At 49.1% G+C, this 23,730-nt stretch carries 24 protein-coding genes; 17 read left to right on the top strand and 7 right to left on the bottom strand.

The window, feature by feature from the left end; translation table 11 throughout:
* The first annotated feature begins 151 nt into the window (after nt 1–151).
* The 10 genes from ABEA66_RS34075 to ABEA66_RS34030 all read left to right on the top strand — a co-directional run bounded on the left by ABEA66_RS34075 (nt 152) and on the right by ABEA66_RS34030 (nt 8,276).
* Nucleotides 152–1,186: a CobW family GTP-binding protein gene (locus ABEA66_RS34075; RefSeq protein WP_079909188.1), complete on the top strand. Its 1,035-nt coding sequence runs from the start codon at nt 152–154 to the stop codon at nt 1,184–1,186.
* A gap of 57 nt (nt 1,187–1,243) precedes the next feature.
* Nucleotides 1,244–1,702, top strand: coding sequence for a Fur family transcriptional regulator (locus tag ABEA66_RS34070; protein WP_079909189.1), 459 nt, complete (start codon nt 1,244–1,246; stop codon nt 1,700–1,702).
* A gap of 326 nt (nt 1,703–2,028) precedes the next feature.
* The gene (locus ABEA66_RS34065; RefSeq protein ID WP_345594668.1) at nt 2,029–3,120 is read left to right on the top strand and encodes a sulfate ABC transporter substrate-binding protein; all 1,092 of its coding nucleotides are present in this window, start codon (nt 2,029–2,031) and stop codon (nt 3,118–3,120) included.
* A 54-nt stretch (nt 3,121–3,174) separates the two neighbouring features.
* The gene (cysT, locus tag ABEA66_RS34060; RefSeq protein WP_079909191.1) at nt 3,175–4,011 is read left to right on the top strand and encodes a sulfate ABC transporter permease subunit CysT; all 837 of its coding nucleotides are present in this window, start codon (nt 3,175–3,177) and stop codon (nt 4,009–4,011) included.
* A 125-nt stretch (nt 4,012–4,136) separates the two neighbouring features.
* Nucleotides 4,137–5,021 (top strand): sulfate ABC transporter permease subunit CysW, encoded by an 885-nt coding sequence (gene cysW / locus ABEA66_RS34055; protein ID WP_192701598.1) that lies wholly within the window; start codon nt 4,137–4,139, stop codon nt 5,019–5,021.
* Nucleotides 5,022–5,027: 6 nt separating this feature from the next.
* Nucleotides 5,028–6,089 carry a sulfate/molybdate ABC transporter ATP-binding protein gene (locus ABEA66_RS34050; protein WP_345594664.1) on the top strand — a complete coding sequence of 354 codons (1,062 nt, stop codon included), beginning with the start codon at nt 5,028–5,030 and terminating at the stop codon, nt 6,087–6,089.
* 19 nt (nt 6,090–6,108) lie between these two features.
* Nucleotides 6,109–6,918, top strand: a complete 810-nt coding sequence (locus tag ABEA66_RS34045) for an alpha/beta hydrolase (protein WP_079909194.1) — start codon at nt 6,109–6,111, stop codon at nt 6,916–6,918.
* 65 nt (nt 6,919–6,983) lie between these two features.
* Nucleotides 6,984–7,196, top strand: coding sequence for a YezD family protein (locus ABEA66_RS34040; protein WP_079909195.1), 213 nt, complete (start codon nt 6,984–6,986; stop codon nt 7,194–7,196).
* Nucleotides 7,197–7,337: 141 nt separating this feature from the next.
* Nucleotides 7,338–7,664: an RNA-binding protein gene (locus ABEA66_RS34035; RefSeq protein WP_345594660.1), complete on the top strand. Its 327-nt coding sequence runs from the start codon at nt 7,338–7,340 to the stop codon at nt 7,662–7,664.
* Nucleotides 7,665–7,820: 156 nt separating this feature from the next.
* The gene (locus ABEA66_RS34030; protein WP_079909197.1) at nt 7,821–8,276 is read left to right on the top strand and encodes a hypothetical protein; all 456 of its coding nucleotides are present in this window, start codon (nt 7,821–7,823) and stop codon (nt 8,274–8,276) included.
* Between the two features lie 76 nt (nt 8,277–8,352).
* Here ABEA66_RS34030 and ABEA66_RS34025 read toward each other — a convergent pair whose 3' ends face one another.
* Complete coding sequence (locus ABEA66_RS34025; protein ID WP_345594657.1) at nt 8,353–9,255, bottom strand: DMT family transporter; 903 nt, start codon at nt 9,253–9,255, stop codon at nt 8,353–8,355.
* Nucleotides 9,256–9,429: 174 nt separating this feature from the next.
* On the opposite strand from ABEA66_RS34025, the gene ABEA66_RS34020 reads away from it, so the two are divergent.
* The 3 genes from ABEA66_RS34020 (at nt 9,430) to ABEA66_RS34010 (ending at nt 11,752) form a co-directional block, all read left to right on the top strand.
* On the top strand, nt 9,430–10,269 hold the full coding sequence (locus ABEA66_RS34020; RefSeq protein WP_345594655.1) for a transporter substrate-binding domain-containing protein: 840 nt from the start codon (nt 9,430–9,432) through the stop codon (nt 10,267–10,269).
* An 87-nt stretch (nt 10,270–10,356) separates the two neighbouring features.
* On the top strand, nt 10,357–11,037 hold the full coding sequence (locus ABEA66_RS34015; protein ID WP_079909200.1) for an amino acid ABC transporter permease: 681 nt from the start codon (nt 10,357–10,359) through the stop codon (nt 11,035–11,037).
* Nucleotides 11,030–11,752 carry an amino acid ABC transporter ATP-binding protein gene (locus ABEA66_RS34010; RefSeq protein WP_079909201.1) on the top strand — a complete coding sequence of 241 codons (723 nt, stop codon included), beginning with the start codon at nt 11,030–11,032 and terminating at the stop codon, nt 11,750–11,752. The genes ABEA66_RS34015 and ABEA66_RS34010 overlap by 8 nt, the downstream gene beginning before the upstream one ends.
* Nucleotides 11,753–11,765: 13 nt before the next feature.
* Here ABEA66_RS34010 and pyrH read toward each other — a convergent pair whose 3' ends face one another.
* The 4 genes from pyrH to ABEA66_RS33990 form a co-directional block, all read right to left on the bottom strand.
* A complete protein-coding gene (pyrH, locus tag ABEA66_RS34005) occupies nt 11,766–12,506 on the bottom strand; it encodes a UMP kinase (RefSeq protein WP_079909202.1) in 741 nt (246 codons plus the stop codon).
* Between the two features lie 245 nt (nt 12,507–12,751).
* Nucleotides 12,752–13,924, bottom strand: a complete 1,173-nt coding sequence (locus tag ABEA66_RS34000; protein WP_192701603.1) for a M20 family metallopeptidase — start codon at nt 13,922–13,924, stop codon at nt 12,752–12,754.
* A 107-nt stretch (nt 13,925–14,031) separates the two neighbouring features.
* Nucleotides 14,032–14,223 (bottom strand): hypothetical protein, encoded by a 192-nt coding sequence (locus tag ABEA66_RS33995; RefSeq protein ID WP_079909204.1) that lies wholly within the window; start codon nt 14,221–14,223, stop codon nt 14,032–14,034.
* A 142-nt stretch (nt 14,224–14,365) separates the two neighbouring features.
* Nucleotides 14,366–14,563 carry an aspartyl-phosphate phosphatase Spo0E family protein gene (locus ABEA66_RS33990; protein WP_079909205.1) on the bottom strand — a complete coding sequence of 66 codons (198 nt, stop codon included), beginning with the start codon at nt 14,561–14,563 and terminating at the stop codon, nt 14,366–14,368.
* A gap of 178 nt (nt 14,564–14,741) precedes the next feature.
* Here ABEA66_RS33990 and ABEA66_RS33985 point away from each other — a divergent pair, with 178 nt between their 5' ends.
* On the top strand, nt 14,742–14,888 hold the full coding sequence (locus ABEA66_RS33985; protein WP_345594650.1) for a hypothetical protein: 147 nt from the start codon (nt 14,742–14,744) through the stop codon (nt 14,886–14,888).
* Between the two features lie 170 nt (nt 14,889–15,058).
* Here ABEA66_RS33985 and ABEA66_RS33980 read toward each other — a convergent pair whose 3' ends face one another.
* Both ABEA66_RS33980 and ABEA66_RS33975 read right to left on the bottom strand, forming a co-directional pair.
* On the bottom strand, nt 15,059–17,767 hold the full coding sequence (locus ABEA66_RS33980; protein WP_345594648.1) for an alpha-L-rhamnosidase: 2,709 nt from the start codon (nt 17,765–17,767) through the stop codon (nt 15,059–15,061).
* A gap of 20 nt (nt 17,768–17,787) precedes the next feature.
* Complete coding sequence (locus tag ABEA66_RS33975) at nt 17,788–18,795, bottom strand: hypothetical protein (RefSeq protein WP_345594646.1); 1,008 nt, start codon at nt 18,793–18,795, stop codon at nt 17,788–17,790.
* Between the two features lie 267 nt (nt 18,796–19,062).
* On the opposite strand from ABEA66_RS33975, the gene ABEA66_RS33970 reads away from it, so the two are divergent.
* The 3 genes from ABEA66_RS33970 (at nt 19,063) to ABEA66_RS33960 (ending at nt 23,730) form a co-directional block, all read left to right on the top strand.
* Nucleotides 19,063–20,016 (top strand): dihydrodipicolinate synthase family protein, encoded by a 954-nt coding sequence (locus ABEA66_RS33970; RefSeq protein WP_345594643.1) that lies wholly within the window; start codon nt 19,063–19,065, stop codon nt 20,014–20,016.
* 63 nt (nt 20,017–20,079) lie between these two features.
* The gene (locus tag ABEA66_RS33965) at nt 20,080–20,712 is read left to right on the top strand and encodes an SGNH/GDSL hydrolase family protein (protein WP_345594641.1); all 633 of its coding nucleotides are present in this window, start codon (nt 20,080–20,082) and stop codon (nt 20,710–20,712) included.
* A gap of 315 nt (nt 20,713–21,027) precedes the next feature.
* Nucleotides 21,028–23,730, top strand: coding sequence for a family 78 glycoside hydrolase catalytic domain (locus ABEA66_RS33960; RefSeq protein WP_345594639.1), 2,703 nt, complete (start codon nt 21,028–21,030; stop codon nt 23,728–23,730).

Raw genomic sequence — 23,730 nt, 5'->3', positions numbered from 1 at the left:
TGGCTTAAGTATCAAAAGGGTTCGTACAAAGGATGGTAATGGTGATTTGTTAATAGTAATAATTACTCATAATTGACATTACTATCGGTAAGAGCTACAATTTTCTTATACGATGATTTTATTTGCAGATAGGCGAGGAGAGAAAGCGATCATGACAAAGGCCGTACCCGTACACATTTTATCCGGATTTCTGGGGAGCGGTAAGACGACGCTACTATCGCAGGCCATTGAATATTATAAGCAAAGCGGCAAAAAGCCCGCAGTGCTCATGAATGAGCTGGGCGATGTCAATTTGGACGGCATGCTGGTGGAAGACGATGTTCCGATGACCGAGATGCTGAGCGGTTGTATATGCTGCACGATCCGTGGGGATCTGGGGCTTGAGCTGAGGGACTTGATCCGGGATAATGACCCCGATGTGATATTCGTTGAATGTACGGGTGCCGCGAACCCGATTGAAATATTGGATGGTGTGACCGATGCTTCGCTGTTAACGGAGCTTGAATTAAAATCCGTTATTACGGTCATCGACGCCGCTCAATTTCAAAAGCAGCATGAAGGAGGGAAGAGCAAAACCTTCCGTCTTATGCAGGATCAAATTCGCTGCGCGACGCAGCTGATTTTAAACAAGATCGATTTGGTTCCGACCGATGCAATTGCAGCTATTGAAAAGGGGATTCGCGAGCTGAATCCGGTTGCTCCCATGACGGCGACGGTTCGCTGTCAAGTCGATATGAGCTTGTTTGATCGGTTAACAGAAGCTGAAGGGACGGTTACGGCATCGGAGCACGCGCATAGTGAAGCGGATCATGCTCATTGTCATATGGAAGATGGCGTGTGCACAGACCCGTCTCATCATCACGATCACCATGCCGAACATGGACACGAGATGCATCACTCCCATGATCATGTCATGGTGTACACCCATTATTTTAGCAAACCTATTGATAGTGAGGAATTTGAGGCGCTGGTCGGCAGACTGCCGCAAGAGGTATATCGCGCCAAAGGCATTCTTCGTTTTTCAGATACGGCCAGCTTGTTTTTATTCCAATACGCTTACCGTGAAATGGATTTTGTAAAAATAACTCCCAAGGAAGATTTGCCTAATGTAGCCGTATTTATCGGGGAGCATTTTTCGAAGGAAAGACTCGCGGCGGAACTGGCGGCGCTGGAGCGAGAGGATTGACTCCGATGGCAAAATCGGGCATTATTAACCTAAGTATGCATAAATTGAGGGATAACTATGTCAAATCATGAGCATGAACAACATACGCAAGAAACCATTCAGGAAATGGTCCGGGCGATGGCCAATAAAGGATGGCGAATTACGGATCAACGCAAGAGCTTGGCTGCTTTATTTGCGGAGGCCGAAGGGTATTTGTCCCCAAAGGATGTCTATGAGTCCATGAGGCAAAAGTATCCTGGCGTCAGCTTTGACACGGTATATCGGAACCTTCGTTTGTTAAGTGAAATGGGCGTGCTGGAGCAGTTTTATTTGAATGAAGGCGTAAAATTTCGTGCGCGCTGCCAATCGCATCATCATCACCATATGATCTGTCTGCAATGTGAGAAAACCGTTACCTTCGAATTTTGTCCGATGAAGCATGTTCCCAATTTGCCGGGAGGCTTTCAAATTATGAACCACCGATTTGAAATTTTTGGCTATTGTGATGACTGTGCGGCTAAAGCAACGAACCAATAACGTATAACCGAAGAGCCTTTGGATCCTGGGTGATCCGAAGGTTTTTTTGCTATATAGAGTCCCCGCAAGCATTTGAATCGGCTATGACGCCAAGAGCTGCTTTAGGGGTTATTTTGCTTTTGATAAAATGCTAAAAAACGATTGACACATTTCACCAGCGGTGCTAATATACTGACTATAAATCATAGTAATCAGATCGGAATAAAAGTTAATCAACCGGACCACCGGAGATTTCAAGCCGAGATAAGGAGACGAAAGCTTCTTATTGAACAACAGATTACATATGGTTCGACTTGGTCCTATATAAATGAGGGGAGAAAATAAAGATGTCGAATGTACACCTGTTGAATTGGAAAAAGTGGTCCGTTGTCAGTTTAGTCAGTTTATCCTTGCTGGGTCTTACCGCATGCGGCGGAGGAGCAGGGGCTCCTGCGGCGGGAACGGCTCCGACAGGCTCGCCGGACAATAAGGCGGCAGCGGCAAAGCCCGTAGAGCTTCTCAACGTATCCTATGACCCTACACGCGAACTGTACCAGGATTATAACAAAGCATTTGCAACCTATTGGAAAAATAAAACCGGCCAAACCGTTACCTTCAAGCAATCCCACGGCGGCTCCGGCAAACAAGGGCGGTCGGTGATCGACGGGCTGGAGGCGGATGTCGTAACATTGGCACTTGCTTACGATATTGATGCGATCCAGGAGGCGGGCTTGATCCAGAAGGATTGGCAGAAGAAGCTGGCCAACAACAGCTCTCCTTACACTTCAACGATAGTTTTCCTGGTTAAAAAAGGGAATCCCAAAGGGATCAAGGACTGGGACGATTTGATCAAACCGGGTGTTCAGGTAATTACCCCGAATCCGAAGACATCGGGCGGCGCCCGCTGGAATTACGTAGCCGCTTGGGGCTATGCGTATCAGAAGTATGGAAAGAATGAGGCCAAAGCGAAGGATTTCGTGCAGCAGCTGTTCAAAAACGTGCCGGTGCTGGATTCCGGAGCCCGTGATTCTACAACGACCTTCGTACAGCGCGGCATTGGTGATGTCTTGATTGCCTGGGAGAATGAAGCCTACTTGTCTATTAACGAGTTTGGCAAAGATAAATACGAGATCGTAACGCCTTCTATCAGCGTGCTGGCTGAGCCACCGGTTGCAGTTGTCGATAAAGTCGCCGATAAAAAAGGAACCCGTGAAGTAGCGCAAGCATACCTGGAATACTTGTACACTGAGGAAGGCCAAAATATTGCGGCGAAAAATTACTACCGTCCTCGTCTGGAATCGGTAGCCAAGAAATATGAATCCCAATTCAGTAAAGTCAACCTGTTCACCATAGACGATGAACCGTTCGGCGGATGGACGAAGACGCAGAAGACGCATTTTAACGATGGCGGCGTGTTTGACCAAATCTATAAACCATAACTTTAAAAGATAGAGTAGGAATGAAAGAGAATGAAAGTCAGAGGAGAGAAATCCATGGCAAAAGGTTGGAAAGAGCGCAGTATATTACCTGGTTTTGGATTGTCGATGGGCTTCACGGTGTTATATCTCAGTTTAATCGTCCTCTTTCCGTTATCTGCCATCTTCATAAAAACGTCAGGGTTGTCATGGGTGCAGTTTTGGCACGTGGTCACGGATCCGCGTGTCCTCGCATCCTACAAAATCAGCTTCGGGACGGCAATCGGGGCTGCATTGGTTAACACTGTATTCGGATTTATCGTTGCCTGGGTCCTTGTACGATATTCCTTTCCGGGTAAACGGTTCATAGACGCGCTGGTTGATCTTCCTTTCGCTCTGCCTACAGCCGTAGCGGGGATTGCCTTGACCACGATTTATTCGCAAAATGGCTGGATCGGCAGTATTCTCGAGCCCCTTGGCATCAAGGTTGCCTTTACCCCTATCGGCATCGCGCTTGCCCTTACGTTTATCGGCATCCCCTTTGTTGTACGCACGCTGCAGCCGGTTATCGAGGAGCTGGAGAAGGATATTGAGGAGGCAGCGGTTAGTCTTGGTGCCCGCAGATGGAGAACGTTCAGGAAAATTATTTTTCCCGAGCTGCTGCCGGCCTTGTTGACCGGATTTACGCTAGCTTTCGCCAGAGCGGTGGGAGAGTACGGCTCCGTCGTTTTCATCTCGGGGAACATGCCGATGAAGACCGAAATTGCCCCACTGCTTATCATGACCAAACTGGAGCAGTACGATTATGCAGGAGCAACCGCTATCGCGCTTGTCATGCTGGTCATTTCATTCCTGATGCTGCTGGTCATCAACTTCATCCAATGGCGGGCGAACCGCTTGAATGTATCGAATTAACGCTTACGAAGTAAGTTTTGCACAGCAAAACTCAAGCAACTCTTACGATGTAAGTTTTGCACAGCAAAACTCAGCAACGCTTACGAAGTAAGTTTTGCACAGCAAAACTCTAAGGAGGGACCCCCATGGCCGGATACGTGGCAACCGTAAAAATAGGTTCGGGAGTTAAGGATAGGCCCAAGCACATTACCGAACCGGCGGTCGTGAAATGGATTTTAATCGCCATTGCAATAGCATTCCTGGGCTTTCTGCTTGTGCTTCCGCTCATTTCAGTGTTTGTCGAGGCATTCCGAAAGGGCAGCGAAGTGTATTTCAAGGCATTTTCCGATCCGGATGCCGCAGCAGCCATAAGACTGACTCTAATGACGGCAGCCATTGCCGTTCCGCTCAATCTAGTGTTCGGCGTCGCGGCAGCATGGGCGATTACCAAGTTCAAATTTAAAGGCAAAAATATACTCATTACTCTAATAGATCTTCCTTTCGCCGTATCGCCCGTCATCTCCGGTTTGATCTATGTGTTATTATTCGGAGCCAGAGGGTGGTTCGGACCCTGGCTGGGAGAGCATGATATCAAAATCATATTCGCGCTGCCGGGCATTGTGCTCGCAACGGTATTCGTTACATTCCCCTTTGTAGCGCGCGAGCTAATCCCTCTGATGCAGGCGCAGGGCGTTCAAGAAGAGGAAGCCGCCGTAACGTTAGGCGCCAAAGGCTGGCGCATCTTCTGGAAGATAACGCTGCCCAACATTAAATGGGGGCTCTTGTACGGGATCATCTTGTGTAACGCAAGAGCGATGGGAGAGTTCGGCGCTGTTTCCGTCGTCTCGGGACACATCCGCGGTTCAACGAACACGGTTCCGCTCCATATTCAAATCTTGTACAACGAGTACAACTTCGCAGGCGCTTTTGCCATGGCATCCTTGCTGGTGCTGCTTGCAATTATCACGCTTGTGGTAAAGTCGGTCATTGAATGGAAGTTTAACGGTTTGAAGCAGCAGGAAGGGGAGTAAGAGAGCATGCATATCGTAGCCAAACACTTGATGAAAAGCTTTGGCCGCTTTCAAGCCACCAAAGACGTCAGTTTTGAGATTGAAAAAGGAAAGCTGATCGGCCTGCTCGGACCGAGCGGCGGCGGTAAAACGACCATCCTGCGTATGCTGGCAGGCCTGGAGGAGCCGGACTCCGGGGAGATTTTGTTTCACGGACAAAAGGTGAATCATCTTCCTCCCCAGGAGCGGGGCATCGGATTCGTATTTCAGAATTACGCGCTGTTTCGCCATATGAGTGTATTTGAAAATATCGCCTTCGGCTTGTCGGTTCAGAAGCGGCCGAAGTCGGAGATCAAAGCCCGGGTCAGTGAGCTGGTGGAGCTTACTGGACTGAAGGGTCTGGAAAAGAGGCTGCCTCACCAGCTATCGGGGGGACAACGGCAGCGGGTTGCTTTTGCCCGGGCCATTGCCCCTGAGCCTCAGCTGCTGCTGCTCGATGAGCCTTTTGCCGCCATTGATGCGAAGGTCCGCAAGGAGCTGCGCACTTGGCTTAAGGATATGATCAATCGGGTCGGAATTACGACCATCTTCGTCACCCACGATCAGGAGGAGGCGGTCGAGGTAGCCGATCAGATCATGATCATCAATCAAGGAGCCTTGGAGCAAAAGGGGACGCCGATCGATATTTATCAAAATCCGGAAACACCGTTCGTCGCAGGATTTATCGGGGAATCGAACAGTCTGGAACGCATCAATACGTTCAAAGGCTTTGAGAAAGCCGAGCTGCAGGACGCCAAAGCCATTATCCGGCCTGAATTTGTCGAAATCGGGTTCCCCAGCGAAATCTCGTTTCCTTCCGCTTCAGAGATGGGCACGGTCAAAAACATTTATTTCCGCGGCACCAACTGGCAGGTGGAGGTAGAGGTGCATGACCAGATCTTATTCGCATACAGATCCTTGGAGCTTGAGACGTTAAAACCGGGTGATCCGGTACAGGTTCTTATTCATCGGGTTTATTTGTTCAATGATAGGGAAAATCTAACGGTGGAGAACGGTTTGAAAATCGATCCGCTGCCGGTACACATTTAATCGAAAGGAAGAGTTGTCAATGGAACATCACATCACAATACAAAGCGAATATGCGGAGCTGGCGGCAACTCTTCATTATCCTGCGTCGACCGGGTCCAAAAATCCAATTATTATTATCGCCCACGGATTTATCGGCAACCGGATCGGCGTCGACCGGCTGTTTGTCAAAGCGGCAAGGGAGTTTAGCGAACAAGGCTACATGGTGCTGCGGTTTGATTTTGCAGGATGCGGAGAGAGCTCCGGGGATTACGGGTCCGGCGGGCTGGATGCGATGATCGACCAAACCCGTTCTGTCATTGATTATGCCTTGAAGATCGATTGCGTAGATCCTGCCCGTGTCATTCTTCTCGGCCACAGCCTGGGGGGTGCAGTAGCTGTACTTACCGCTGCTAGAGATAAAAGAATTAAGTCGCTGGTGCTTTGGTCCGCCGTGGCTCATCCTTTTAACGATATCATAAAGATTATTGGCAAAAAAACATATGAGGAAGCCGTTCAATTGGGTTCCTCCGATTACTTGGGCTATTCCTTCAAGCCTGCCTATTTCGAATCGCTAGCAGGTCATCAGCCTTTGGAGCAAACCCGAAAGTTTACCGGAGATGTGTTCGTCGTGCATGGAACGAATGATGATGTGATTCCCGTTGATTACTGCTTCCTGTATCAAAAGCTGTTCTGGTTAAGATCGCAGGGACAATGCGACAAAGAGGTTATTTTCCAAGCGGATCATACGTATTCCTCCGGTCAAGCCTATATTCAATTGATTTCGGCTACGAAAAACTGGCTGTTATCCTTAGAGAAGCGAAGAAACGACTGGTACGACTGGACAATCTGACATTATTTTTTTTAGTCTATATTCCGACAAAAAACATAGGAATAATATTAATGGAGGGATGGCAAATGGCAAAACCGTTACAAGTAGATGAACTGTGGAGCAGCAGAATTGTGAACTCTGTTAATGGATTGGAGTACGGCACGGTGCAGATTGTGGTGCATGACGGCAGAATCGTACAAATTGAGAGGACCGAACGTAAAAGATTCGAGTCTGAAGCCGCTTTACGGGATCAGCATGCTGTAGATGCCAGACAACAAGGAAACCGCCGCAAAGGCTGAACTATATAGCTGTCGACCGGTATACCGGAGACTGTTCGAAAATTCGCGAATTCCCTTGAGGAATTGCGGATAATCGGGCGGTCTTTTTGGTTTCTATAGCAGGATGACTCTATTACCTTAAATCTGGGGGAGTGAAGTTCGATGATAGCCAATGTGGAAACATGGTCCGAATTGAGTGAATCGGAAGTATTGCATTTGCCGGATATCCAGTTTGTCACGTATTGCTTTCAAACGTTCGGTTTGAATCGTGGGATCTATAATACGATAGACCAATGGTTATACAATTTCGGATATAAGAATGTGCTTCAGCGGCGGAGCGCTACCGTATCCTTTTTGAACCTGGTTAAGGAAAAGAACGGAGCGGAGCGCACTAACGGCAGCATCCTTCGTTTTGGCAAAGGCGGCGTGACCAAGCAGCTGTATGATTTTATCCATCTCCCCGTCCCGGTGTTTCTGAATCAGAATTAATGATCTGAAAAACAATCCACTCTCCTTCATTGGAGTGAAGAAACGTGCTATTAAAATGGAGTAATATATATACTATTCCAAAATATATAAATATATGGTAAAATTATCCTGTGAATAGTGGCCGCTATTTATATCCAATTTTGGGAGGTAGAATTTATGAAAAAAATGAAGTCATTGCTGCTCTCTGCATTTGTACTCATTATGGTCTTCGCTATCGCCTCATCTGCCTATGCCAATACGTATAGAAAAGGCACAACGTACAATGATCCTATGATATTTTATGGCTACAGCGATAATTTCAGAGGGTATTTTACTTCTTATTCCGATGCCGATTATTATAAACACACGAATACTTCCTCTGCATTTGAGCATTTTTATATTAATTTCGATACTATTGATGATAGAAGCTACGATTATTTCATAAGCTCCATTGGAGTCACAGGGCTAGGTTCTGTCGCTAATCGTGTATTTTCTGCAACTGGCCGCGAATCTTGGGAAATTAATCTTGCTCCGGGCGGGGTGCTGGATATCAAGGCGAAGCCGTTTAACCCTAGCAAGGTAGATCAAAGCATTCACTATGAAATCTGGTGGGCGAAGACTCCGCTATTTTAATATGCTGTAATACACCAAAACGGCCTCCGTACGCGGAGCGCCGTTTTTCATTTTTCTCTACCCTATCATGAATCTGCTACTGAGCTTTTTGTGGCTCATACCGGACATGATTGTTTCTAATGAATATCCATACGCCGAATATAAGCAAAAGACCTGCAGCAACCTGAATCGCATTGATGGATTCCCCCAGGATCATCCAGGCTAAAAGGGTGGCTCCTATCGGCTCCCCCAAGACGGCGCTGGACACGGAGGCTGCGTTAACATACTTGAGTGCCCAATTGAACAGAACATGGCCAAATACTGTAGGCACAATAGCTAACAGCAGAAATAAGACATATTCGTTAATCGAGTAATCAATGAACGAATATCCGTTAAAGCCGTTGTAGATGGCAAAGCATATCCCGGCCACTAAGAATACGACAAAGCTGTACAGCAGAGAGGGGATATGCTTGCTCAGTTTTTGACCCAGAAGCATATGTACCGCAACGGCAGCAGTCCCCAGAAGTGAGAGCAGATCCCCTAGCAATGCGCCCCCCGAAACGGTAAAGTCTTTAAACCCAATCATCATAGCGGCTAGGACCGCAAGGCAGATTCCGGCCACTGCCGCTGTGGTTGTCCGTTCCCGATAAACGATGAAGGCTCCGGCCAGAACAAAGATCGGCTCCAAAGTAAGAAGCACGGTGGAGCTTGCTACCGACGTGTATTTCAAGGAAGCCATCCATAGCAGGAAGTGAAGGCCGAGAGCTGCACCGGAGCCGATAAGCAAGAGCCAATCCTTTCTGGATAGCTTCTTAATTTTTGGTATATATTTCCACATCATAGGCAGCATCAGCAGGTTTGTAATGAAGAGTCTGTACATCCCGGATACCGAGACCGGTGCTGATGACAGCTTGACGAAGATAGATGAGAACGAGATGGCTATGATCCCCGCGGTAAAAACTATCCACAATGGGAAAGGGCTTCTTTTATTGGTAATCATTGCTATTCCTCCGATGGTAGCTGCTTCAAAACCTTTTTATTATACTAAACTATGGGGGAGTAATGCTAGAGCGAATCATAGATTTTCTAGCCCTCTGTCGTAAAGATTACGTTATTGTCAAAGCGGGGCATGTGGGATATAATGTGGAAGTTATTTAGAAAGGAGAATTGACCAATGTTTAAATCGAAAGCTATCATTCTTATGCTTTTAAGCCTGGTTCTGCTTCTATCGGCATGCGGACAAAAACCGGCGGCAGATTCTTCCTCGGCTGGCGCAGGTAAACCGGAAGAGGCTAAGGCAACCAAGCTGGAGCAAATTAAAAAAGCGGGCAAAATTGTCGTAGGTACTAGCGCCGACTATCCTCCTTATGAGTTTCATAAAGAAGTCAACGGCAAGGATACGATCGTAGGCTTTGATATTGAGATTGCCAAAACTCTAGCCAAAGATCTGGGTGTCACGCTTGAAATCAAAGATTTGAAGTATGAAGGCTTGCTGCCAGCATTGGAAGCGGGCAATATTGACTTCATCATCTCCGGAATGACGCCGACGCCGGAACGTCAGCAAAGCGTAGATTTCACCAAAATCTACTATACAGCGGTGCAAACGGTGGTTATTCGTGCGGAGGACAAGGATAAATACAAATCTATCAAAGATTTGGAAGGCAAGAGAGTCGGCGCACAAAAAGGTGCTACGCAGGAACAAATCGTGACCAAGCAAATGCCAGGCTCCGAGATGAAGGCTCTTGGCAAAATCTCCGACCTGATGCTGGATTTGAAGAGCAAGAAGACAGAAGCTTTAGTAGTTGAGCAGCCTGTAGCAACTGCTTACTTGTCCAAAAATCAAGATCTGATCATTTCGGATATCAAATTGTCTACGGAAGACAGCGGTTCTGCTATCGCAGTGAAGAAAGGAAGCTCCGATCTGGTGGATGCAATGAATGCTTCGCTGGACAAGCTGATGAAGGACAAAACCGTGGATAAATTTGTAATGGAAGCGAACGATTTGGTGGAATAATAAGACCAAGCACGATAACAAAAACCTGTGCGGAGATCCGTCGGGTTTTTGTTTGGTTTATTACAACTAGAAGAAGGAGCCGATCCGGTGGATTTTTCTTTTTTGCCTAAGTACTACATGTTTTTCTTGAATGGCGCCAAGGTAACCTTGCTGTTGTCTTTGTTTACCGTCATTATCGGTGTTATTCTCGGGGTAATCCTGGCTCTGATGCGCCTATCCCGGATAGCTCCATTGAAGATGATCGCCACTGCGTACATCGAGTTTATTAGAGGAACTCCGCTTCTCGTGCAGCTGTTTTTGTTTTACTACGGCTTGCCGAAGCTCGGAATCCAATTCCCGGAGGTTCCTGCCTTAGGGACTGCGTTCCCCGAATTTATGGCCGGGGTCGTTGCATTATCGGTTAACAGTGCGGCTTATGTGGCCGAGACGTTCCGTGCAGGGATTCAAGCCATCGATAAAGGACAGATGGAGGCGGCGAGATCGCTTGGTATGCCTCACAGCATGGCCATGCGCTTCATTATTTTGCCGCAGGCGATTCGCAACGTGCTGCCTGCTCTAGGCAACGAGTTCATTGTCATTATCAAGGAATCGTCCATCGTGTCCGTCATCGGAATCAGCGAGCTGATGTACAACGCGGATACAGTTCGCGGTAATTCTTTCCGGCCGTTCGAACCGCTCATTATCGCCGCGCTTATTTACTTTGTCATCACCTTCACGTTATCCAAGATTCTCGGTATTGCCGAAAGGAGGATGAGGACCTCTGATTAAAGTAACGGATTTACGCAAATCTTTTGGTAATCATCATGTATTGACCGGGATTGACATCGATATCGCCAAGGGAGAAGTCGTCGTTGTTATTGGACCGAGCGGTTCCGGAAAAAGCACGTTCCTGCGCTGCTTGAACCTGCTGGAACAGCCGACAGGAGGCGATGTCGTATTCGAAGGGATCTCGCTGCTGAATGGAAAGACGGATATTAACAAGCTGCGTCAAAAAATGGGCATGGTGTTTCAGCAGTTTAATCTCTTCCCGCATATGACGGTTCTGGAAAATATTACTTTAGCTCCCCGCAAGCTGAAAGGCATGAGTACGGAAGAGGCGAATAAAATCGCTCATGAGCTGCTTCGCAAAATCGGGCTTCTGGATAAAGCGGACCGGTACCCGGGTCAGCTCTCCGGCGGACAAAAGCAAAGAATCGCCATCGCACGTGCGCTGGCCATGTCGCCGGATATGCTGTTATTCGATGAGCCCACGAGCGCACTGGATCCGGAAATGGTTGGGGAGGTGCTCGATGTCATGAAGCAGCTGGCCAAGGACGGTATGACCATGGTGGTAGTCACCCATGAGATGGGCTTTGCCCGGGAAGTGGGCAGCCGCCTCGTCTTTATGGACGGCGGCAAAATTATCGAGCAGGGGAATCCGGCGGAGGTATTCGCGAATCCCCAGCAAGCAAGAACGAAGGAGTTCCTGGGCAAGGTGCTGTAAGCTTAAGCCCTGCCTACTCTCTATATGCGATAGGGGCGCCGTGATAGATTGCGGTTCCGACCGGCTCTCCTTCGCAAATTGCTTTCATGGAGCCGGCATTATCGAAGTTAAACACGAACACCGGCAGCTTGTAATCTCTAGCGAGAATAAAGGCGGATTGATCCATGACCGTCAGGTTTTGGTTCAGCACCTCATCATACGGCAAGGAAGCGTACGGTCTGGCAGATGGGTTCAACCTAGGGTCGCTGTCCAATACGCCATCAACCCCTTGCTTCGCAACAAGAATTGCGTCACAGTTTACCTCAAGGGCACGCTGGACCGACGGATAGTCCGTTGTTACATAAGGCTGGCCGTTGCCGCCGGCAAAAATCACAATATAGCCTTTTTCAAGGTGATGGATGGCGCGCAGCCGAATGTAGGGCTCGGCAACTGAATTTACAGGGAACGAAGACATCACCCGGACCTCTTTGCCCGTCTTTAGCTTCAGTACCCCCCTCAGCATCAAGCTGTTAATCACCGTGGCCAATGTGCCGATATTATCTGCTTCCACACGTTCAATACCCCAATACTCGGCCATATTTCCCCGGAATATATTGCCGCCTCCGATAACAATGGAAACCTCGATTCCCATCGCTACCACACTTTCGATTTCTCGGGCGATATGCTCCAGACGGTCGGGATCAAAGCCGAAATCATTGGCTCCGGCAACGGCGCCGCCGCTTAGCTTGATCAGAATGCGATTGTACCTGGACATCTGCTGCACCTCCATAAAAGTGGCTTTTAAGAACAAAGAACAAGTCTTGGGGCAAAAAAAAGAACCAAAGCACAAGGCCTTAGTTCTTCATTGCCGTTATAAGCTGAATAGGAAAGAGCAGTCCGTGCTGCTTGCAAGACTTCAGAATTGAATTCATCCTATTGTCTCCTTCCTAAGATCACCATTAAGAGAAGCATAGCAGAAGCCAATTGGCATTTCAATCCTTTTTTACTGCGATTGCTTGCCTAGGCTCTATTCAAGCTTTTTTTGAATTCATCACGGATGGCCTTCAAAATGTCCGGATTGGCAATCGCATCATATGCGGTGTTCGCCAACACTTTGGCTCCGAGAAGCATTCCTTCGAAGGCGCGATCCTTCATCGCGAGATCACGGAATTCTTTGGTATGAAGAAGATGGACTTCATCAATAACCTTAATATATGGATGGATGGTCGGACAATGTCTCGATACATTTCCGAGATCGACAGAGCCGTGATCCTTGCCGTACTGGATTTCTTCCTCTTTGACGCCCATAGCGATCAAATTTTTGGTAAACAGGTCGGATAGAGTCTGGTTGGTAATGAGCTCATCATAGGAGAACTCGTAATTGGAGGTCTTGAGCGTACAACCGGTTTGGAGAGCGGCCCCTTCGGCGCAGCGCATGACCTTCTGCACGACCTCGTCAGTATATGGCCGGTTGGATGATCGCACATAAAATTGCGCTGAGGCATAATCCGGAATGATATTGGCCGCTTTCCCGCCCTCCGGAATGATCCCGTGAATCCGAACGTGGCTTTGGAGCTGCTGCCTGAGCGCATTGATCGACTGGAAGAGCAGCAATACGGCATCCAAGGCATTAACACCTTCATAGGGGCTTGCCGCGGCATGTGCGGCTTTGCCGAAATATTCGAATTGAATGGCATCCATAGCCAACGATTCTCCGGATTTCTCGTACGTATGATAGGGGTGAGCCATCAGGGCAAAATCGACATCATCGAACAAGCCTTCGGCCGACATGGGGACTTTGGCGCCTTTGGTTTCTTCGGCCGGTGTGCCATAGACACGAATGGTACCGCCGGTTTCACGAATGACCGATTGCAGTCCGATCGCCGCCGCAATGCCCATCGTTCCAATGATATGATGGCCGCAAGCATGCCCAAGATCCGCTAGAGCATCATACTCGCACAAAAAAGCAACGACAGGGCCGGGCTTTCCGCTGGAAAACGTACCGATAAAAGCGGTAGGCAAATCCAGCACCGGATTTTGAATTTCAAATCCATGGCGCTTCAGCTCATCCATCAGCCGGCGTGAGGCTAACCATTCTTCATGCCCAAGCTCGGGATGTTCTCCGATATAGCGCGAGATTTCAATAAATGTATCCGCATGTTGATCGATAGTTGCTGCGATAGTTGTTTTCATGGTTTCTCAAACTCCTTTGGTGAAGCTTTTTGTATAAGTTCATTATATACAAAAAGATCCCCTCTGCCCAATGGGGGAGGAGATCTGTATTCCTATGCGCGATTAAGTTATTGAACCGTTTTCCTCTTGGGATCAAGCAAAATCTGATCCTCTAATGAACGTTTAATTTTACTCATGGCGTCCACTTCCAATTGATGATTCTGAGGAAAACGTACACCTGTTAAAGCCAATGCCTCATTTAAAGTCAACTCAACGGAAATGGTCTGTTTGTCCTGCTGGTTTTGAGCTTGGTAAGCCATATCAAATCGCTCCTTTACATGATCGTTATGCTGCATCAAGATAGGGGATTCCAGCTGCAATGAGAGTGCCATGTCAGCAAAAAACCTTGATTTTGCTTGATTTCAATATAACACATCATGTAATGTTTATCAAGGGCGACTTCTAAAAAGAGGCTTTATTTTTAAGGAGGCTTGTCCGGTGATATTTAAGTCTTCTTTGCTGCAGGGTGACAACCAAATGGTCGATTTGCTGGCTTAATTCAACCACCCGGGGATCCACCAAGCTGCCGGATTTTTCAACCAATTGATACAGCCGGTTTTGCATCTTCTCCATATTACTTTTCAGCAATACATCATCCATTTTTCCCTTAGTCCCCAATCAGTTACATTTTTTTCCTCACATCGAGTTATTATAATACGAACGGAATGTAAAATATGTAAAACGCTGTCGAGGGTTTTGTTAAATTTTTATTACAAAATACATTTCCGTCTAGAAAATGGAAATACTAAACGCTATGGACAGAGGGGGTGAGCTGTGAATGGATAATGCCAAAGAAAATACGAAGAATAATCCGAACTTCAAGGAAAACAAGTTTACGGAGGAAGAAGCGGTCATGCAGGCCAAAAATGCGGCCGACGTACCTCCAAGCTTAAATGAAATCCCTAAGGAAACGAATCCGCAGTAATTGCATAGCTTGGGATAGAGCCGCTGCAGCCTATAATGGCTACGGCGGTTTTTTGCGCATTGCCGGCAGCCGATCCCATGATACTAATGGAGAAAAAAGGGAAGAGGAGAAGCGCGGCTCCGACGGAATCAAGCAAGCTGAGCTGCAAAGCCGCGCAGATCAAGGAGAACTTATAAAGTGCTGATAAACTCATAGGGACCGGATGATAATCGGACGACTTTATAGTCTGATTCCTTCCTTACGACAGAAATAGAGGAGGATTCCTCTACGGGTATACCGTTTTCTGTCACCGCGGAACCGGAACTCGAAGGGATGTGCACTTCTGCTATGCAATTTACGGGGATGGTCACTTTTAGAGTCAGGGACTTCCCTTCATTCTCATGAAAACTCTGCTGCCACTCAACATGAACCCGCCCCACAGGCAGCTGATGCTCTGCTCTAACGTATTCCATGTCATCAGGCACAAACGGCTTAATTGTGAGGTGATAGGAGCCATGCGAAGCATCATAATGGTAACGAATGCCTGCCAAACCCCAATAGAGCCATTCTTCCAGGTGCCCCAGCATAAAATGGTTCTGGGATTTGCCTACCGTCGGGCCGTCCCAAGCTTCCGTCAAGGTGGTGGCTCCATGGGCGATCTGATACCCATAGCTTGGGTGCTCGGTTGAACGCGTCATTTGGTACAAGATGTCCGATCGGCCGTTCATGGCAAGAGCGAGCAGTACATAGCGGTGGCCTATATCACCGGCGTTAGTATGATATCCTCTCCGGCGAATGTCCTCAATGAGATGGTGCAGGACGACATCTTTATGATGTTCTTCCACAAGCCCCAGGACTATCGGCATAGCGTTGGACGTTTGACTGCCTGTCGCATAGTTGGATGTCTTTGGGTCAAAGAACGTGCGGTTGAACGCTGTCTTAATATGTTCCCCCAGGGTCTTATATTGAACCGCATCCTCTGCATGTTGCAGCAGCTCCGCCATTTGGGCAAAGATATCCACCATGTGGTAAAACATGGCGGTTTCCGTATGAGGCACTGGCGTATTCTTCGCAAAGCCGGGATCTCCTTCACCGACATCGTACCAATCACCCAGGCCGTCTTGAACAATATAGGAATCCGAGCATTGCGTGACATAATCGATATAGGATTTCATTCCGGAATAATGCTCCGCCATGGGTCGCATGTTCCCATAGAAGCGGTACAGGTTCCATGCGGTCAGCACATAGGCGGCACCCCAGGATACGGAATCGCGGAAGTGATGCCATGGCTCCAGGAAGACGACATATTCCGGCGCCGTAGTCGGCACCATCCCGTTAGGAAGCTGGGCGTCGCGAATGTCCTCCATCGTTTTGATCAGTAAGGATTCGATCTGATAATTATAGATAACGGAAGGCCCCATCAGATGGACCTGCTCGAGCCAGCCGAGCTTTTCACGATGAGGGCAGTCGGTAAAAATACTTTTCATATTGCTTGCTATAGCCCAGTTAATCAATTCGTGAGTGCGGTTCAGCAGTGTATCCGAGCATTCGAAACTGCCTGTAACCGGCGTGTCGGGATAGATCATTTGGCCTTCCAGCCGAAGCAGTAGTGAGGTAGAAGGGAGCCCGGGATCTCCGGCTGCGATGGCGGAGGGAACGGCTCCTTCGATCTGCACATACCGGAAGCCGGTATAGGTGAACCGCGGTCTCCATACTTCCTCACCGCTTCCGGCGAGAGTATAATGCAGCTTGGTGGGGGAACCGGTCCATTTTTGATTGACGGTGCCGTCTTCCTTCAATAATTCTGCTGGAGTCAGAGTGACTTGCGCACCGGCAGGACCTTTTACCGTAAGCTCAACCCACCCGGAGAAGTTTTGTCCAAGATCAGCGACATACAGGTTAGGAGAGGGCTCAGTGAAGCTTACGGGCTGAAACGTCTTCATCACCTTTAATGGTGCCGTTCCTTGCGATTTCAGCTTTCCCGTGGGGACCTCTGCACCAATGGCATTCCTCCAAGAATGATCTTCCCGGAAACCGGCCTGATCCCAACCCTTTGGCAGCAGCCGGGCATCGAAGTCCTCGCCGCCGTAAATGCACGCAAAGGTGATCGGCCCCGAAGAGGTTCTCCAGTCCGGATGACTTGCGATCGTATCCACTGAGCCGTCGTCATAGGTGACCTCCAGCTGAACCAGGCATTTGGGCCTGCCGAACGAGCCCTTGTATTTGCGGTAACGGCCGCCGGTTACGTTGTAAAATCCATTGCCGAGCATAACGCCTGCCGCATTGGTTCCTGCTTGAAGATAATCTGTTACGTCGTATACGCAATAAAGACAAGTCTTATGATAATTCGTCCAGCCCGGCTCCAGCACGTTGTCGCTGACTTTATTCCCGTTCAGCCGCAGCTCGAAGTGCCCCAATCCGCATAAATAAGCTCTGGCTCTGGCTATCGGCTTATGCAGATCGAATTCATGCCGGAAGAGCGGCAGGGAGGCCTTTTGACCGGAGGAGAGCTCCGGTTCGGCAATCCAGCTTGCTGTCCAATCCCCGGCGTGTAAAAGGCCCATTTCCCACCACGAAGCAGGACTCTCGACCATGCTGCCGTCCTGATCCCATACTTGTATCTTCCAATAATAACGCTGACGCGACTTGAGCGGAGAACCTTGGTAGGGCAGATGAACGTTTTGTCTGCTTGCTACCTTGCCTGTGTCCCATATATTTCCATTTTCATCCCGCAATTCTGATTCTGAATCGGACACGATGATGCGGTACGCGGTTTGCCGCTTTGCCCGGGCCGAATCATTCCGATAGCTCCAGCTGAAAGCAGGGTCAGGGGTATCGATTCCTAACGGTGTTATTTTACTATTTACGAACATATCTCCAAGCTGCATCGTCGTCTTCATTCTCCTTTAAACCATTTTGGTCATTCATCGTTAAATACAGGATGGGATGCAGCGACCGTAATCGTTCGGAATTCTTTGCCGTAATTGCAGGTGGGATCCCCTTCCTTAAACAGCCTGCAGGAGCAGTAAAAATGATACAGTACCCCGTCATGTGTGATGACCGAAGGCTTGTGAGCAAAGATGGAGTCGATGCTTCCTTCTTCTCCGACAGTAATAATCGGCTCCGGATATTTGTCCCAGTGAAAAAGGTCCCGAGACAGGGCAAGGCCTTCCTGGGCTTGCTTATAATTGAAGCCAAAGTAATACATCACCCACTGGTCCCCGTTACGGAGTACGCAGGGATCGCTTACAAAGCCGGAGTCCCAGCGCTCCGGAGATACCTGCAGCACCGGATTGTGCTCATATCGTTCCCAATGAACCAGATCGGTGGAGAAGGCGACTCCTGTCTGCTCGATCCATCTGCCTTTGTTCTTGTTCTTGGCATTATAAAACAAGTAGAATTTGTTGTCGTGCTCCACAAGGCATTCTTTGTACAAGCCGCCTTTTTCCCAATCGGCGCCTTCCTCCGGTGTAAGAATAGGGTCCGGGCAGCGATGCCAGGTCAGGAGGTCCTCATCCTCCGTCCAGGCGATGCCGATTTTGGCGGAGCCTTCTTCGTAGCCCGTATTTGGATAGGCATGATAGACCAGCCAATATTTGTTGTTCCATTTCTTGAGAACAGGGGGGGCGTCGATCCGGTTCTCCTTCAGAATCCAAGTGCCCGCGATATTGACGGAATCCCATCCAGCACCTTCGTCGCGCCGCAAGATGACAGCCAGATGCTCCCAATTCAGCAGATCCCGGCTTGTCGCCAAGGCGGTCTGGTATCCGATGCCGTCGAACCCGACGTACATCATATAAAATTGCTTATTATGCCGGAATACGAAGGGACAATCGACGGCATTGTAGTCGAAATGACCCGCAAGCCCGGAACCCGTCAGGACGGGTTTGCCGTATTTGTAAGGAGTTACATAGGGTTGAATATCCATGATTAACACACCTTTTCCTTTTGTCGTTACTGCCAAACCTCTTGCTAGGCATATCTATCTGAAGATTACTACAGGAGCTTCAGGCGCTGAGGGGGTTATAGTATCTGAACTATAGGTTGATTGGACTTTCCGGCCCTTCTTCGCCGTGTGAAAGGTTTGAATCCCCCATTTGCGGCACGTCTGTTTGCCCTTATAGTAGAGAAAAAGAAACCATTGCCGGTCGAAGCAAGGTGATGCTACAACGATCAGGCCAAGGAGCTGAAGCCTTTGAAACATAGCATTCCAAATGGAGTCTGGCCAACGATGATTACTCCGTTCACGGATTCCGATGAGGTGGATTACTTCGCATTGGAGCAGCTGATCGAATGGTATATCGGGCAGGGTGTTCACGGATTGTTCGCCGTATGCCAGTCCAGCGAAATGTTCTTTCTCTCTCTGGAGGAAAGAGTGCAGGTTGCCCGGTTCGTGAAACAAAGAGCCGCCGGGCGCGTACCGGTCATTGCTTCCGGTCATGTATCGGAACGATTCGAGGATCAGGTGGAAGAGCTGAAACGAATGGCGGATACCGGCGTCGATGCGGTCGTATTGGTCAGCAACAGGCTGGCGGCCCCGGAAGAGTCGGATGAACTCTGGGTGCAGCGTACCCGGAAGCTGCTTGACCGGATACCGGATGTGCCGTTCGGTATTTATGAATGCCCGTATCCATACAAAAGATTGCTCTCCCCGGCGATGCTCGAATGGTGTGCAAGCACAGGCAGATTTTTATTTCTTAAGGATACCTGCTGCGATTTGTCGGGGATTGCTAACAAGTTGGATGCCGTCAAAGGGAGTTCATTGCAAATTTTTAACGCCAACTCGGCGACATTACTGGAATCTCTGAGGCTTGGGGCTGCGGGGTTCAGCGGTGTGATGGCGAACTTCCATCCCGACCTATATGTGACGCTTACCGAGCTTTGGAAGAACGATCCGGACCAGGCGGAGAAGCTTCAGTCCTTTATTGGACCGGCTTCTTTAATCGAGCTGCAAATGTATCCTGTCAACGCGAAATACCACTTGCAGCAAAGGGGACTCCCCATCAAGATACACTGCCGTTCCAAAGACGTCACAGCATTCAGAGAAAATCATCGCTTGGAGGTACGACAGCTGGATAGCTTGTATAAGCTATTCAAGGAACAAATGGCTAAGGGAAGTGAGGGTTCCGTGTCCGAACTCGGACGGTAGTCCGCTGTATCATTGCCAGATTGCATGAGCCTTTGTAACGAACAGATATAGGGAGGTCGTCATATGCCTTTTCAGGCGAAGGATAGAATTGTATTTATCGGCGATAGTATAACGGATAAAGGCAGGAAGAAGGATCCTGTGAAGCTGGGCTCGGGCTATGTGCGAATGCTGCATGATTCGCTTATGTCACTTTACCCGGAGCTATCCCTGAAGGTCATCAATGAAGGAGTGTCCGGCAACAGGGTCATCGACTTGGCCAAGCGCTGGACGCTGGATGTGATGGATCATCGGCCGCAATGGCTTTCGATATCCATCGGGATTAACGATGTGTGGAGACAGCTGGACTCGCCGGATATCGAGCAGGTGTATCCGGAACGCTATGAATCGGTGTACAGGGGACTGCTGGACCAGACCCGGTCCCTGCCGGATTGCCGGCTTATTCTGATGGAGCCGACGATTATTAAGGAATACCCGGAATCTACCGGAAATGGTTTGCTAAAGCCTTATGTGGAGATCGTTAACCGGCTGGCGGAAGAATACAGGGCGATTCTCGTTCCTACGCATCAAGCCTTTCTACACTTTTTGCAATGCAACACAGGACAGGACCTTACTACGGACGGAGTCCATATGAACAGCCTGGGAGATACTCTGATGGCAACAACGTGGCTGAAAGCCGTTAGAAGCTATAAGAGGTAGTTACGAATCCTTTTGAACATTCCATCCTCATATGTTTCACGATATTTGCCTGGAGGTCATGCACCTTCAGGCTTTTTTATTATCAACATTCGTGGCTCCCCGCAAAGCAGCTGAATCAGACTCGCCTTGCCGAGTGGGGTTACTTGATTCAAAAGCATCGGGAACAATCATGATGGTGCCTGTCGGCGCCTATAAACAGGAGCCATTCGCCCTATATTGGGTCACCGGCATTCCTGTAAACTTTTTTATATCAAGTTATTTTATTGCAGGAGCTGCAAGGACTATAAATGACCTGACGAAAAAGGAGAGAAGAGGATGAGAATTTGCGGGCTAAAGACGGAATATATGGAAAATCCGTTGGGTCTCGATACAATGGAGCCAAGGCTAAGCTGGGTGATGGAGTCCGAAGCCTATGGCCAGCTTCAAACAGCGTACCAAGTGCTGGTTGCTACCAGCATAGACCAGCTGGAAGAAGATAAAAGCGATGTTTGGGATAGCGGTAAGGTGGTATCCGACCAATCCGTGAACGTGGTTTACCAAGGGAAAACGCTAGCCTCGCAGCAGGTTTATTATTGGAAGGTCAGAGTATGGGACAGGGACGGTAACGTCTCCCCGTGGAGCGAAATCGCTCGTTGGTCTATGGGAGTTCTTCGGGGGGATGAATGGCAGGCCAAGTGGATCGGCCGATCCAAGCCGCAGACTTATGAGCTTCTCCCGTCACCGTATTTCAGAAGGACGTTTCGGCTGGACAAACCGGTGCGGCAGGCTCTCGTATATGCCAGCGCCTTGGGACTATATGAACTGTATGTCAATGGGGAGAGAGTGAGCGGCGATTACTTTGCTCCAGGGTGGACGGATTACCGCATAAGAGTCCAGTATCAGACCTATGATGTGACTGCTTATTTGCAGAAGGGCGAATCCGTATTGGCGGCCATTGCAGGTACGGGCTGGTATTGCGGCCATGTAGGAATGTTCGGTCCTAATCGCTACGGGGATAACCCGCACGTGCTGATTGAGCTGCATGTAGAGTATGAGGACGGCACCACGCAGCGGATTGTTTCGGATGAAGCATGGAAAACGTTCGCCGGTCCGATTGTTTATTCCGATCTGCTCAAAGGCGAAACGTATGATGCCCGATTGGAGCCCAAAGGATGGAAGCTCCCGGGATTCGACGATTCCGGCTGGGAGGTCCCGGTCGTGCTTACCGCCTACAGCGGGGTCTTGAACGCTCAGGTTGATCCGCCTGTGCAAGTCATGAAGGAGCTGCTGCCCGTTAGTATGAAAAAGACGGATCGAGGCACTTACTTGTTCGACATGGGTCAAAATATGGTCGGCTGGGTCCGGCTTCGGATCGAAGGCGGACAGGAGGGGCAGCAAGTTACGGTCGCTTGCGCGGAAATGCTCAATAGCGATAATACGCTCTATAGCATCAATCTTCGCGAAGCGGTACAGCAGGAGAACTACATCCTGGATGGGCAGGAGGAGGCGGTTCTGGAGCCGCATTTTACGTTCCACGGCTTCCGCTATGTTGAAGTATCGGGTCTAACCCACGCAACGCTGAATACGGTTATCGGAAGAGTTGTTCACTCGGCAACGCCGCAAACAGGCTGGCTTCAAACGTCGAACGTTATGCTGAACAAGCTTCTCAGCAACATTGAATGGGGACAGCGGGGCAACTTTATCAGTGTGCCTACGGATTGCCCACAGCGCGATGAGAGGCTCGGTTGGACGGGGGATGCGCAAATATTCGCCCGGACGGCCAGCTATAACATGGATGTGGGCCGGTTTTTTAATAAATATATGATCGACGTCATCGACGCACAGCATTCTTCGGGCGCTTTCCCGGATGTGGCGCCGGACGGCGGCTGGGAGGAATTTAAGCATAACAACAAGGAGCTCAACTGGCATGCGCCGGATAACGGCGGCTGGGGGGATGCTGGCGTTATCATCCCATGGACCGTCTACCAAGTGTACGGTGACTTGAGAATATTGGAACGATGCTATCCCGCGATGGTCAAGTGGGTGGAATATCTGAAAGAAAAGAGCAGCGGCTTGATCCGGGAAGGCTATTCGAACTATGGCGACTGGCTCTCCGTTAATGCAGATACACCTAAGGATGTGCTTGATACCGCATATTTTGCCTATAGTACCTCCTTGCTTGCCAAAGCGGCGAAGGCGTTGGGAAATGACGAGGATGAACGGAAATACTACGAATTGTTTGAGGCGATCAAAAGGGCCTTCGGGGCTGCCTTCGTGAAGGAGGACGGCCGCATTAAGGGAGATACACAGACGGTGTACGTGCTGGCCTTGAAAATGAATCTGCTCACCGAGTCCCAGCGCAAGCTGGCCATCGAGCATTTGGTGTCTAACATCCGTGAGCATGATCTTCATTTGACGACAGGCTTTCTCGGCGTCGGATATCTGCTTCCTGCCTTGACGGAAATGGGAAGAGAGGATATTGCCTACTCGCTGCTGACCCAGGATACGTTTCCTTCCTGGTTGTATTCGGTGAAGCACGGAGCTACGACGATTTGGGAGCGGTGGGATGCCTGGACGGAAACCGATGGCTTCCAGAATCCCGGCATGAACTCCTTCAATCATTATTCATTAGGCTCGGTGGGTGAATGGATGTATCAGACGATCCTTGGAATCAACGCGGTAGAAGAGCAGCCGGGGTACAAACATATTTTGATTCATCCGCGTCCGGGCGGGGGACTGCAATCTGCCAAAGGGGAGTTCAAGTCCGTATACGGTACCATCCGGGTTGAGTGGAAGCAGGAAATGTCTTATTTCCTATTAAAGGTCCGCATTCCAGTGAACACTACGGCGACGATTCATGTTCCCGGCACCATCCTGATCGATGGCCAGCGGGAAAGTCAAGGGGTGCTTCGTCTTGTGAAGACCAACAATCATGAGACCATATATGAAGCTGGCTCGGGAAGCTATACGTTTATCTCGAGAAGGATAAAAACGAATGTGGATTCAAATCTTAGCGTATCGTACCAAGCGGGTTCATAA

The organism is Paenibacillus vulneris (genome assembly GCF_039543185.1).
Lineage (GTDB): Bacteria > Bacillota > Bacilli > Paenibacillales > NBRC-103111 > Paenibacillus_S > Paenibacillus_S vulneris.
This window is presented reverse-complemented; position numbering and strand designations above follow the sequence as displayed.